Origin of the sequence: Pseudomonas sp. 20P_3.2_Bac5, assembly GCF_025466035.1 — a bacterium.
Classification (GTDB): Bacteria; Pseudomonadota; Gammaproteobacteria; order Pseudomonadales; family Pseudomonadaceae; genus Aquipseudomonas.
Map to the genome: position 1 here is coordinate 54,230 of NZ_JANLOA010000007.1, position 12,525 is coordinate 66,754.

General features: G+C 59.4%; 9 protein-coding genes. All 9 read left to right on the top strand.

What is annotated here, in order from left to right; genetic code table 11:
- The first annotated feature begins 140 nt into the window (after positions 1–140).
- The 9 genes from gyrA (at position 141) to NTD88_RS00780 (ending at position 12,176) form a co-directional block, all read left to right on the top strand.
- Positions 141–2,792 carry a DNA gyrase subunit A gene (gyrA, locus tag NTD88_RS00740; RefSeq protein WP_262155481.1) on the top strand — a complete coding sequence of 884 codons (2,652 nt, stop codon included), beginning with the start codon at positions 141–143 and terminating at the stop codon, positions 2,790–2,792.
- A gap of 75 nt (positions 2,793–2,867) precedes the next feature.
- The gene (serC, locus tag NTD88_RS00745; RefSeq protein ID WP_095155721.1) at positions 2,868–3,953 is read left to right on the top strand and encodes a 3-phosphoserine/phosphohydroxythreonine transaminase; all 1,086 of its coding nucleotides are present in this window, start codon (positions 2,868–2,870) and stop codon (positions 3,951–3,953) included.
- Positions 3,953–5,047, top strand: a complete 1,095-nt coding sequence (gene pheA, locus NTD88_RS00750) for a prephenate dehydratase (protein WP_095155495.1) — start codon at positions 3,953–3,955, stop codon at positions 5,045–5,047. Before serC ends, pheA begins: the two co-directional genes overlap by 1 nt.
- Before the next feature lie 40 nt (positions 5,048–5,087).
- Positions 5,088–7,328, top strand: coding sequence for a bifunctional prephenate dehydrogenase/3-phosphoshikimate 1-carboxyvinyltransferase (locus NTD88_RS00755; protein ID WP_095155496.1), 2,241 nt, complete (start codon positions 5,088–5,090; stop codon positions 7,326–7,328).
- A complete protein-coding gene (cmk, locus tag NTD88_RS00760) occupies positions 7,325–8,014 on the top strand; it encodes a (d)CMP kinase (RefSeq protein WP_095155497.1) in 690 nt (229 codons plus the stop codon). The genes NTD88_RS00755 and cmk overlap by 4 nt, the downstream gene beginning before the upstream one ends.
- Positions 8,015–8,136: 122 nt before the next feature.
- Positions 8,137–9,810 carry a 30S ribosomal protein S1 gene (rpsA, locus tag NTD88_RS00765; protein ID WP_095155498.1) on the top strand — a complete coding sequence of 558 codons (1,674 nt, stop codon included), beginning with the start codon at positions 8,137–8,139 and terminating at the stop codon, positions 9,808–9,810.
- 224 nt (positions 9,811–10,034) lie between these two features.
- A complete protein-coding gene (gene ihfB / locus NTD88_RS00770; protein ID WP_095155499.1) occupies positions 10,035–10,334 on the top strand; it encodes an integration host factor subunit beta in 300 nt (99 codons plus the stop codon).
- A 21-nt stretch (positions 10,335–10,355) separates the two neighbouring features.
- Positions 10,356–10,586: a lipopolysaccharide assembly protein LapA domain-containing protein gene (locus NTD88_RS00775; protein ID WP_175653721.1), complete on the top strand. Its 231-nt coding sequence runs from the start codon at positions 10,356–10,358 to the stop codon at positions 10,584–10,586.
- Between the two features lie 135 nt (positions 10,587–10,721).
- Positions 10,722–12,176 (top strand): MBL fold metallo-hydrolase RNA specificity domain-containing protein, encoded by a 1,455-nt coding sequence (locus tag NTD88_RS00780; protein ID WP_262155480.1) that lies wholly within the window; start codon positions 10,722–10,724, stop codon positions 12,174–12,176.
- The last annotated feature ends 349 nt before the right edge of the window (positions 12,177–12,525 follow it).

Genomic DNA, 12,525 nt, shown 5'->3' on the forward strand with positions numbered 1-12,525 from the left:
CGTCTTTACTACGCAGATCCATGCTTTAACTCGTTGATTTGTCGTAAGTCGTTGCGGAGGAACTCCTCCGTGGCGGCGAGCTTCGTTTCTCCCCATATGGATGTGACGAAGTTTCACCAGAAAAAGGAATCAGGCTTCTCATGGGCGAACTGGCCAAAGAAATCCTCCCGGTCAATATCGAAGACGAACTGAGACAGTCCTACCTCGACTACGCGATGAGCGTCATTGTCGGGCGTGCACTGCCCGATGCGCGTGATGGCTTGAAGCCCGTGCATCGTCGCGTTCTGTTTGCGATGAGTGAACTGGGTAACGACTGGAACAAACCGTACAAGAAATCCGCCCGTGTGGTCGGTGATGTCATCGGTAAGTATCACCCGCACGGTGATACGGCCGTGTACGACACCATCGTGCGCATGGCTCAGCCTTTCTCCCTGCGTTACCTGCTGGTCGATGGCCAGGGCAACTTCGGTTCGGTCGATGGCGACAACGCCGCAGCGATGCGTTACACCGAAGTGCGCATGACCAAGCTGGCCCACGAGCTGTTGGCCGACCTGCACAAGGAAACCGTGGACTGGGTGCCGAACTACGACGGCACCGAGCTGATTCCGGCGGTCATGCCGACCCGGATTCCCAACCTGCTGGTCAACGGTTCCAGCGGTATCGCCGTGGGCATGGCCACCAACATCCCGCCGCACCACCTCGGTGAGGTCATCGATGGCTGCCTGGCGCTGATCGACAACCCGGAAATCACCATCGATGAGCTGATGCAGTTCATCCCGGGGCCAGACTTCCCGACCGCCGCCATCATCAACGGTCGCCAGGGCATCATCGAGGCCTACCGTACCGGTCGCGGCCGCATCTACATGCGCGCCCGCTCCACCATCGAAGATATCGACAAGGTCGGCGGCCGCCAGCAGATCGTGGTTACCGAGCTGCCTTACCAGTTGAACAAGGCGCGTCTGATCGAAAAGATCGCCGAACTGGTCAAGGAAAAGAAACTCGAAGGCATCACCGAACTGCGCGACGAGTCCGACAAGGACGGTATGCGCATCGTGATCGAGCTGCGTCGTGGCGAGGTTCCGGAGGTCATCCTCAACAACCTCTACGCCCAGACCCAACTGCAAAGCGTATTCGGCATCAACATCGTCGCCCTGATCGACGGCCGTCCGCGCCTGCTCAACCTCAAGGACCTGCTCGAAGCTTTCGTCCGTCACCGCCGCGAAGTGGTGACCCGTCGTACCGTGTTCGAGCTGCGCAAGGCGCGTGAGCGCGGGCACATCCTCGAAGGCCAGGCGGTTGCGCTGTCCAACATCGACCCGGTCATCGCCCTGATCAAGGCTTCGCCTACGCCTTCCGAGGCCAAGGAAGCGCTGATCAGCACGCCGTGGGAATCCAGTGCCGTGCAGGTCATGGTCGAGCGCGCTGGCGCCGATTCCTGCCGTCCCGAGACCCTCGATGCGCAGTTCGGTCTGCGCGACGGCAAGTACTTCCTGTCGCCAGAACAGGCTCAGGCCATTCTCGACCTGCGCCTGCACCGCCTCACCGGTCTGGAGCACGAGAAGCTGCTGGCCGAGTACCAAGAAATCCTCAACCAGATCGGCGAACTGATCCGCATCCTCAGCAGCGCCGAGCGCCTGATGGAAGTGATCCGCGAAGAACTGGAACTGATCCGGGCCGAATATGGCGATGTGCGCCGCACCGAAATCCTCGATGCCCGCCTGGACCTGACCCTCGGCGACATGATCCCGGAAGAAGAGCGCGTGGTGACCATCTCCCACAGCGGCTATGCCAAGACTCAGCCGCTGGCTGCCTATCAGGCGCAGCGTCGTGGCGGTAAAGGCAAGTCGGCTACCGGCGTCAAGGACGAGGACTACATTTCCCACCTGCTGGTCGCCAACAGCCACACCACGCTGCTGCTGTTCTCCAGCAAGGGCAAGGTGTACTGGCTCAAGACCTACGAGATTCCCGAAGCATCCCGCGCCGCTCGCGGCCGGCCGCTGGTGAACCTGCTGCCGCTGGGCGAGGGCGAGCACATCACCACCATGCTGCCGGTGGAGGAATACACCGAGGGTCACTACATCTTCATGGCTACCGCCAACGGCACCGTGAAGAAGACCCCGCTGGAGCAGTTCAGCCGTCAGCGCAGCGTCGGTCTGATCGCTCTGGAACTGGACGAAGGCGACATCCTGATTTCCGCCGCGATCACCGATGGCGAGCGTGAGGTCATGCTGTTCTCCGACGCCGGCAAGGTGACCCGCTTCAAGGAATCCGATGTCCGAGCCATGGGCCGTACCGCCCGCGGTGTTCGCGGCATGCGCCTGAACGAAGGCCAGAAACTGATCTCGATGATCATTCCGGAAGAAGGCAGCCAGATCCTGACCGCCTCCGAGCGTGGCTTCGGCAAGCGCACCGCGATCGGCGAGTTCCCCGAGTACAAGCGTGGCGGCCAGGGCGTGATCGCCATGGTCAGCAACGAGCGTAACGGCCGTCTGGTCGGCGCGGTACAGGTGCAGGAAGGCGAGGAAATCATGCTGATTTCCGACCAGGGCACCCTGGTACGTACGCGGGTAGGTGAAGTGTCGAGCCTGGGTCGTAACACCCAGGGCGTGACGCTCATCAAGCTGGCCAACGACGAGACCCTGGTAGGTCTGGAGCGGGTTCAGGAGCCGTCCGAGGACGACGATGAGCTGGCAATCGACGCCGAAGCGGAGGTTGATGGCGAGGCGGATATCGACGCTCCCGACGGGCAGCAGCGGGATGCCGCCGCTGACGAAGAGGCGCCACAGGACTGAGTTGTAGACGCGTAACCTTAAGGAAGCGGGGCAAGGCCCCGCTTCCTCGTTATCTTGAGCAGAGCGAGAGTGGATGTGAGCAAACGAGCCTTTAACTTCTGCGCAGGCCCCGCTGCGCTCCCTGATGCTGTTCTGCAGCGCGCCCAGGCCGAAATGCTGGACTGGAACGGCAAAGGCCTGTCCGTGATGGAAATGAGCCATCGTAGCGACGACTACGTGGCCATCGCCGAAAAGGCCGAGCAGGACCTGCGTGACCTGCTGTCCATCCCCTCCAACTACAAGGTGCTGTTCCTCCAGGGCGGTGCCAGCCAGCAGTTCGCCGAGATTCCGCTGAACCTGTTGCCCGAGAACGGCACCGCCGACTACGTGGAAACCGGTATCTGGTCGAAGAAGGCCATCGAGGAAGCGCGTCGCTTCGGCAACGTCAATGTCGCCGCCTCGGCCAAGCCCTACGACTACCTGAACATCCCAGGCCAGAACGAGTGGACGCTGACCCCAGGCGCTGCGTACCTGCACTACGCCTCCAATGAAACCATCGGTGGCCTGCAGTTCGACTGGGTTCCGCAAACCGGTGACGTTCCACTGGTGGTCGACATGTCTTCGGACATCCTTTCCCGTGGCATTGATGTTTCGCAGTTCGGCATGATCTACGCCGGTGCGCAGAAGAACATCGGTCCGAGCGGCCTGGTAGTCGTGATCGTGCGTGAAGACCTGCTGGGTCGCGCGCGCAGCGCCTGCCCGACCATGCTCGATTACAAAGTCGCAGCCGACAACGGCTCGATGTACAACACGCCTGCAACCTACTCCTGGTATCTCTCCGGCCTGGTCTTCGAGTGGCTGAAAGAGCAGGGCGGTGTCGCGGCGATGGAGCAACGCAACCGGGCGAAGAAAGATCGCCTGTACGGCTTCATCGACAAGAGCGATTTCTATACCAACCCGATCAGCCTGAACGCCCGCTCGTGGATGAACGTGCCGTTCCGCCTGGCGGACGAGCGCCTGGACAAGGCGTTCCTTGCCGGTGCCGACGAGCGCGGCCTGCTCAACCTCAAGGGTCACCGCTCCGTGGGCGGCATGCGCGCTTCGATCTACAACGCCCTGGGGCTGGAAGCGGTAGAAGCGTTGGTTGCCTACATGGCTGAATTCGAGAAGGAACATTCCTGATGTCGGAACAGGAACTCAAGGCGCTGCGGGTGCGCATTGACAGTCTCGACGAGAAAATCCTCGAACTGATCAGTGATCGTGCCCGTTGTGCGCAAGAAGTCGCACGGGTCAAGATGGGTTCCCTGGCTGAAGGCGAGGTGCCGGTATTCTACCGGCCCGAGCGCGAGGCGCAGGTGCTCAAGCGCGTCATGGATCGCAACCCGGGGCCGCTGGGCAATGAAGAAATGGCCCGCCTGTTCCGCGAAATCATGTCCTCCTGCCTGGCGCTGGAGCAGCCGCTGAAAGTCGCTTATCTCGGCCCTGAGGGTACGTTCACCCAGGCCGCTGCGATGAAGCATTTCGGTCACGCGGTGATCAGCAAGCCAATGGCGGCGATCGACGAAGTGTTCCGTGAAGTTGCCGCCGGCGCGGTGAACTTCGGCGTGGTGCCGGTGGAAAACTCCACCGAAGGTGCGGTCAACCACACCCTCGACAGCTTCCTCGAGCACGACATGGTTATCTGTGGCGAAGTCGAATTGCGTATTCACCACCACCTGCTGGTGGGCGAGAACACCAAGACCGACAGCATCAGCCGCATCTATTCCCACGCTCAGTCGCTGGCCCAGTGCCGCAAGTGGCTCGACGCTCACTACCCGAACGTCGAGCGCGTCGCGGTATCGAGCAATGCCGAGGCTGCCAAGCGGGTCAAGGGTGAGTGGAACTCTGCCGCCATCGCCGGTGACATGGCCGCGGGCCTGTATGGCCTGACGCGCCTGGCCGAGAAAATCGAGGACCGTCCGGACAACTCCACCCGGTTCCTGATGATTGGCAGCCAGGAAGTGCCGCCGACTGGCGACGACAAGACCTCGATCATCGTTTCCATGAGCAACAAGCCGGGTGCCCTGCACGAACTGCTGGTGCCGTTCCATGAAAACGGTATCGACCTGACGCGCATCGAGACGCGTCCGTCCCGCAGCGGTAAATGGACCTACGTCTTCTTCATTGATTTCGTTGGCCATCATCGCGATCCGCTGATCAAGGCCGTGCTGGAGAAGATCAGTCAGGAGGCGGTGGCCCTGAAAGTGCTGGGCTCGTACCCGAAAGCAGTACTCTGAGGCGCGTTAATGCATGATGTTTTGAACAGGGTCCTGCGCCGTGATTGAAGTTGAAACGCAACAGGGCGGGCCACTCGTCGGCCGCCTGGTGGTGGTGGGCCTGGGGCTGATTGGCGGATCTTTCGCCAAGGGCCTGCGCGAAAGCGGTCTGTGCCGCGAGGTGGTCGGTGTCGACCTGGATCCGCAATCGCGCAAGCTGGCGGTTGAGCTGGGCGTGGTTGACCGTTGCGAGGAAGACCTCGAGGCTGCCTGCGTCGGTGCCGACGTCATCCAGTTGGCGGTCCCGATCCTTGCCATGGAAAAGCTCCTGGCACGTTTGGCTGGGATGGATCTTGGGTCGGCCGTACTGACCGATGTGGGCAGCGCCAAGGGCAACGTCGTGCGCGCGGCGCGCGAGGCGATGGCCGGTCGTTTGTCGCGGTTCGTGCCGGGCCACCCGATTGCCGGGTCCGAGCAGAGCGGGGTGGAAGCTTCCAATTCCACGCTGTTCCGCCGTCACAAGGTCATTCTCACGCCGCTGGCGGAAACCGATCCGCTCGCACTTGCCGTGGTTGACCGGCTGTGGCGCGCACTGGAGGCCGATGTCGAGCACATGCAGGTCGAGCGGCACGACGAAGTGCTTGCTGCCACCAGCCACCTGCCGCATCTGTTGGCCTTCGGCTTGGTCGATTCTTTGGCCAAGCGCAATGAAAACCTGGATATCTTCCGTTACGCTGCCGGTGGTTTCCGCGATTTCACGAGAATCGCAGGAAGCGACCCGGTCATGTGGCACGACATCTTCCTCGCCAATCGCGAGGCTGTTCTGCGCACACTGGATACATTTCGCAGCGATCTCGACGCCTTGCGCGACGCGGTCGATGCAGGGGATGGGCACCAGTTGTTGGGCGTATTTACGCGCGCCCGGGTTGCCCGCGAGCATTTCAGTAAAATCCTGGCCCGTCGGGCCTATGTGGACGCTATGAATTCCAACGACCTGATTTTCCTGGCACAACCTGGCGGCCGCCTGTCCGGGCGCATTCGCGTCCCAGGCGACAAATCGATTTCCCATCGCTCGATCATGCTCGGCTCCCTGGCGGAGGGCACCACCGAGGTGGAGGGCTTCCTCGAAGGCGAAGATGCTCTGGCGACCCTGCAGGCCTTCCGTGACATGGGCGTGGTGATCGAAGGTCCGCACCACGGTCGCGTCACGATTCACGGTGTGGGCCTCAATGGCCTCAAGCCGCCGCCTGGCCCGATCTACCTGGGCAACTCCGGCACCTCGATGCGTTTGCTGTCGGGTCTGTTGGCCGCGCAGAAGTTCGACACCGTGCTGACCGGCGACGCCTCGCTGTCCAAGCGTCCGATGAACCGTGTGGCCAACCCACTGCGGGAAATGGGCGCGGTGATCGAGACCGCGGCTGAAGGCCGTCCACCGATGACCATTCGTGGCGGTCACACGCTCAAGGCGCTGACCTACACCCTGCCGATGGCCAGTGCCCAGGTGAAATCCTGTCTGCTGCTGGCCGGCCTGTATGCCGAAGGCAAGACCACCGTTACCGAGCCTGCGCCGACCCGCGATCACACCGAACGCATGCTGCGCGGCTTCGGTTATGACGTGAATGTTGATGGGCCGACTGCGTCGCTGGTGTCTGGCGGAAAATTGACCGCCACGCATATCGAAGTGCCGGCGGACATCTCCTCGGCGGCCTTCTTCCTGGTAGCGGCGTCGATCGCCGAGGGCTCGGAGCTGGTGCTGGAGCATGTCGGCATCAACCCGACCCGTACCGGTGTAATCGACATCCTGCGTCTGATGGGGGGCGACATCACCCTCGAGAACCAGCGTGAAGTGGGTGGCGAACCGGTTGCTGACTTGCGTGTTCGCGGTGCGAAACTCAAGGGTATCGATATCCCTGAGGATCTGGTGCCGTTGGCCATCGATGAATTCCCGGTGCTGTTCGTCGCTGCCGCCTGTGCCGAAGGGCGTACCGTGCTGCGCGGTGCTGAAGAACTGCGGGTCAAGGAGTCCGACCGGATCCAGGTCATGGCCGACGGCCTGTTGGCCCTGGGCGTGAAATGTGAGCCAACTGCGGACGGCATTATCATCGACGGCGGCCAGATTGGTGGCGGTGAAGTGCATGGGCACGGCGACCACCGTATTTCCATGGCCTTCAGCGTGGCTTCGTTGCGTGCCAATGCGCCGATTCGTATCCACGATTGTGCCAACGTCGCTACTTCTTTCCCTAACTTCCTCGCACTTTGTGCGCAAGTGGGTATTCGCGTTGCTGAAGAGGGCAAGTCGTGAGCACGCACGCACCAGTCATCACCATTGACGGACCGAGCGGCTCGGGCAAAGGCACGATCGCTGGCCTGCTGGCCCGGCGCCTGGGCTGGAATCTGCTCGATTCCGGCGCCTTGTATCGCTTGTTGGCCTTCGCCGCGAGAAATCATGGTGTTGACCTGACCAATGAGGAACTGCTGAAGGCGCTCGCCGCTCATCTGGATGTGCAGTTCCTGGCTGCGGAAGAGGGTCAACTGCAGCGGATCATTCTCGAAGGCGACGACGTCACCAATGACATCCGCAACGAGCAGATCGGCGCCGGGGCGTCGCAGGTTGCCGCGCTGCCGGCGGTGCGTGAGGCGCTGCTGCAGCGGCAGCGAGCCTTCCGTGAAATGCCGGGCCTGATTGCCGATGGTCGGGATATGGGTACGGTCGTTTTTGCGGATGCACCGCTTAAGATATTTCTGACAGCCAGCGCCGAAGAGCGGGCTCGTCGCCGTTACCTCCAGTTGAAGGCAAAAGGCGATGATGTTAGTCTGTCGAGTCTGCTAGATGAGATACGTGCGCGCGATGAGCGCGACACCCAGCGTTCGGTGGCTCCGCTCAAGCCCGCCGCCGACGCAATTCAGCTGGATTCCACTGAATTGTCCATCGAGCAGGTGCTGGAACGCATCTTGAGTGAAGTCGCGCTGCGCGACATCACCGGATGACCAGGGAGGCTGCAGGATTACCCAGTCAACGTCCTGCAGACGACCCTTACTATGAACGAAACCCACATTGTCTGGAATGTGGCTGATGGGCGGATTTATCGCCCGAATCTACAGGAATTAAAATGAGCGAAAGCTTTGCAGAACTCTTTGAAGAAAGCCTGAAAACCCTCAACCTTCAACCAGGTGCGATCATCACCGGTATCGTTGTCGATATCGACGGTGACTGGGTTACTGTCCACGCTGGTCTGAAGTCCGAGGGCGTCATCCCGCTCGAGCAGTTCTACAACGAAGCTGGCGAGCTGACCATCAAGGTCGGTGACGAAGTTCACGTTGCGCTGGACGCGGTGGAAGACGGCTTTGGCGAAACCAAACTGTCCCGTGAAAAAGCCAAGCGCGCCGAGTGCTGGATTGTTCTGGAAGCAGCTTTCGCCGCCGAAGAAGTGGTCAAGGGCGTTATCAACGGTAAGGTTAAAGGCGGCTTCACTGTCGACGTTAACGGTATCCGTGCGTTCCTGCCGGGCTCCCTGGTTGATGTCCGCCCAGTGCGCGACACCACCCACCTCGAAGGCAAAGAGCTGGAATTCAAGGTCATCAAGCTGGACCAGAAGCGCAACAACGTTGTCGTTTCCCGTCGCAGTGTCCTGGAAGCCGAAAACAGCGCCGAGCGCGAAGCTCTGCTGGAATCGCTGCAGGAAGGCCAGCAAGTCAAAGGTATCGTCAAGAACCTCACCGACTACGGCGCATTCGTGGATCTGGGCGGCGTCGATGGCCTGCTGCACATCACCGACATGGCCTGGAAGCGTATCAAGCATCCGTCGGAAATCGTCAACGTTGGCGACGAGATCGATGTCAAGGTTCTGAAATACGATCGCGAGCGTAACCGCGTATCCCTGGGCCTGAAGCAACTGGGCGAAGACCCATGGGTTGCTATCAAGGCACGTTACCCAGAGAGCACCCGCGTTATGGCGCGCGTTACCAACCTGACCGACTACGGCTGCTTCGCTGAGCTGGAAGAAGGCGTTGAAGGTCTGGTACACGTTTCCGAAATGGACTGGACCAACAAGAACATCCACCCGTCGAAAGTCGTTCAAGTTGGCGACGAAGTGGAAGTCATGGTTCTGGACATCGACGAAGAGCGTCGTCGTATCTCCCTGGGCATCAAACAGTGCAAGTCGAACCCATGGGAAGACTTCTCTGGCCAGTTCAACAAGGGCGACAAGATCTCCGGCACCATCAAGTCGATCACCGATTTCGGTATCTTCATTGGTCTGGACGGCGGCATCGACGGTCTGGTTCACCTGTCGGACATCTCCTGGAACGAAGTCGGCGAAGAAGCCGTACGTCGCTTCAAGAAGGGCGACGAGCTGGAAACCGTCATCCTGTCGGTTGACCCAGAGCGCGAGCGTATCTCCCTGGGCATCAAGCAGCTGGAAGACGATCCGTTCTCCAACTACGTTGCTGTCAACGACAAGGGCGCTATCGTCAAGGGCACTGTGAAAGAAGTTGACGCCAAAGGCGCCATCATCACTCTGGCCGACGATATCGAAGCTACTCTGAAAGCTTCCGAAATCAGCCGTGACCGCGTTGAAGACGCGCGTAACGTCCTGAAGGAAGGCGAAGAGATCGAAGCCAAGATCATCAGCGTTGACCGCAAGAGCCGCGTAATCAACCTCTCCATCAAGTCGAAAGACGTTGAAGAAGAGAAAGAGGCTATCCAGCAAATCGCCAAGGCTCCAGAAGCCGCTGGCGCTACCCTGGGTGACCTGCTGCGCGCGGAAATGGCCAAACAGAACTAAGTTCTGCTTGATCAAAAAAAGGCGACTTCGGTCGCCTTTTTTTATGCCTGCTATTTCAGTTGTTTAACCGCGACAGCCTGTAGATATGGGGCTTTCAGCGCGAAGCGGCATCATCCAATTCTGGATTTTTTTCTTAAGTCAATAACCGGGCTGTTCAAATTCATCAGCCCATGCTAAAACCAATGGAGGCAATGACCTAGCTGCTTGATACAGAAGGGAAAAAGATGACGAAGTCGGAGCTTATCGAACGTATTGTCACCCATCAGGGGCTGCTCTCATCGAAGGATGTTGAGCTGGCCATCAAGACCATGCTTGAGCAGATGTCGCAGTGTCTAGCCACCGGAGATCGTATTGAGATCCGGGGCTTTGGTAGCTTCTCGCTGCACTATCGCGCTCCTCGCGTGGGGCGTAACCCCAAGACCGGGCAATCTGTCAGCCTTGACGGAAAATTCGTGCCGCATTTCAAGCCTGGCAAGGAGCTGCGCGATAGGGTCAATGAAGAAGATGAGCTTCCTGAAGACTGATCTGTGCAAGAGGATGTGATCATGCGCAATATCAGGCGCCTTTTGTTGGTGCTATTTGTGATCGTGCTGGCGGCGCTGGCTTTATTCTTTGTCCTGGAAAACCAGCAGTCTGTAGTTTTGGTATTTTTTGGTTGGACTGCACCAGCTGTTCCTGTCGCGGCACTTGTGTTGGCTGCGCTTGTTGCCGGTCTGGCCGTTGGCCCGTTGTTGGGTGGCCTTATCGTTCTCAAGGCCAGGCGTGGTCTGAGCTGAGCCTTCATTGGACTTCTGGGTTTACAAAAACCTTGTAATCCAGACGACTCCTACAGCCTCTACGGAATTTTCCTGCTGATGGCTCCGAGTTAGATGTGGGGTAATGCTGCTCCTGGTCCAAGGAGTGCAGGCAGCATGGTTTTCCCCATCATTACCCATCACGGGGCCACGCGGGGTGTCACAGGCTCGTGTCATCAGCTTCATCTTGATGCGCAATGCAGCGTGCTGATTGACTGTGGGCTGTTTCAGGGTGTGGACGCATCTACACAGCCGTACCCGGTGATTGATTTCCCTGTTGAACGTTTGAAGGCCCTGGTGGTGACCCACGTCCATCTGGATCACGTGGGACGCATCCCTGACCTATTGGCCGCAGGCTATCGCGGGCCGATTCTCTGCAGCGTGCCCTCTGCGAAGCTGCTTCCTGTCGTGCTTGAAGATGCTATGAAGGTTTCCGGACGTTGGTCGCCGGATGCTATCGAGCGCTGTCTGCGCCTCCTGAGTGTTGCCACTACCCCTTTGGCTTTCGATGAATGGCACGACGTTGCTGGCGTTTCGTTGTCGAGTTGTCGGGTGCGGCTGCAGCGTGCGGGGCACTTGCTGGGTTCAGCCTATGTTGAGTTCGATATCCAGGGGGCGCAGCTGGAATCGGATTGTCGCGTGGTGTTTTCGGGTGACCTGGGTGCGGGAAACAGTGCTTTGTTGCGTCAACCCCATTCGCCGGAGCGTGCAGATATCCTGGTGCTCGAAAGTACCTACGGTGATCGCTTACATGCAGGAAGTAGCACCCGTCGGCGGCGTCTGGAACAGGTTATAGAGCGTGCACTTGTTGACCGCGGTACGGTGTTGATCCCTTCATTCAGTATCGGGCGCACGCAGGAGTTGCTCTTCGAGCTTGAGGGTATCCTGCACGACAAGGCTCTTCTGATACCGGATGCCGGGGCCGGGCAGACGGCATCTTCCACTCAATTGATCGACTGGCCACAGTTGCCGGTGATCCTCGACTCGCCATTGGCCGGCCGGCTTACTCAGATTTATCGCGATCTGGGTTTGTACTGGAATGAAGACGCTCGCCAGCGTCTGGCACAAGGGCGTTGCCCCTTTAGTTTCCGTCAGTTGAGCAGCATAGACAGCCATCAACAGCATCAGCAGGTGGTCAACTACCTTGGCAGTACCGGCCGGCCGGCGATCGTGATTGCGGGTAATGGCATGTGCACGAGTGGTCGAATCGTCAATTACCTGAAGGCCATGCTTGGCGACTCAAGGCATGAGGTTGTGTTCACTGGTTATCAGGCACGGGGCACGCCTGGTGCGGTCATTCAGGCAAGCGAGGGGGCTGAGGGCTTTGTGATGGTTGACCTTGATGGGGCGATGCGCGAAATCAAGGCCAAGGTCACCACGGTCGGTGGATACTCGGCTCATGCCGACCAGGCTGGGTTGGTGGAGTTTGTAGCGGGCATACCTCGATGGCCGGACAGGATCGTTTTGGTTCATGGTGAGGCTTCGGCGAAGCAGGCGTTGGCTGCTGCGTTGAGGCGACGTAGGGCGGGGCAAGAGGGGGTCGCGAGGATCGAGGTCCCAGGTGGTCTATAAAGTGTTGAGCATGGCGCCAAAAGGCGCGCAGTTCAATTGCGAAAGAGGGGTTGGGATAAGCGTCGGGGGCATTTGGAGCCTGCTGCCCAGTTTCTGAATGATTGGTGGTGGTGGACTGCGCTTGGACGAGAGGGCAGGAACTTCTCTTTCAGTACGTCACTCTATATTTGCTTTTGGATGATCAGATTATTCTTGTGGATATAGAACGTGGTGGGTGGGTGTGACTGGCCCTGTGCTATGTTTTGTTTCTGTTAGAACGGTTGTCGGACAGGAGGTCAAGGGTTGGTGTTTGATAGATGTGTAATGGACGGTTGTTGATGATTGTTAGGCGGGCTCAAGGGGAATTACA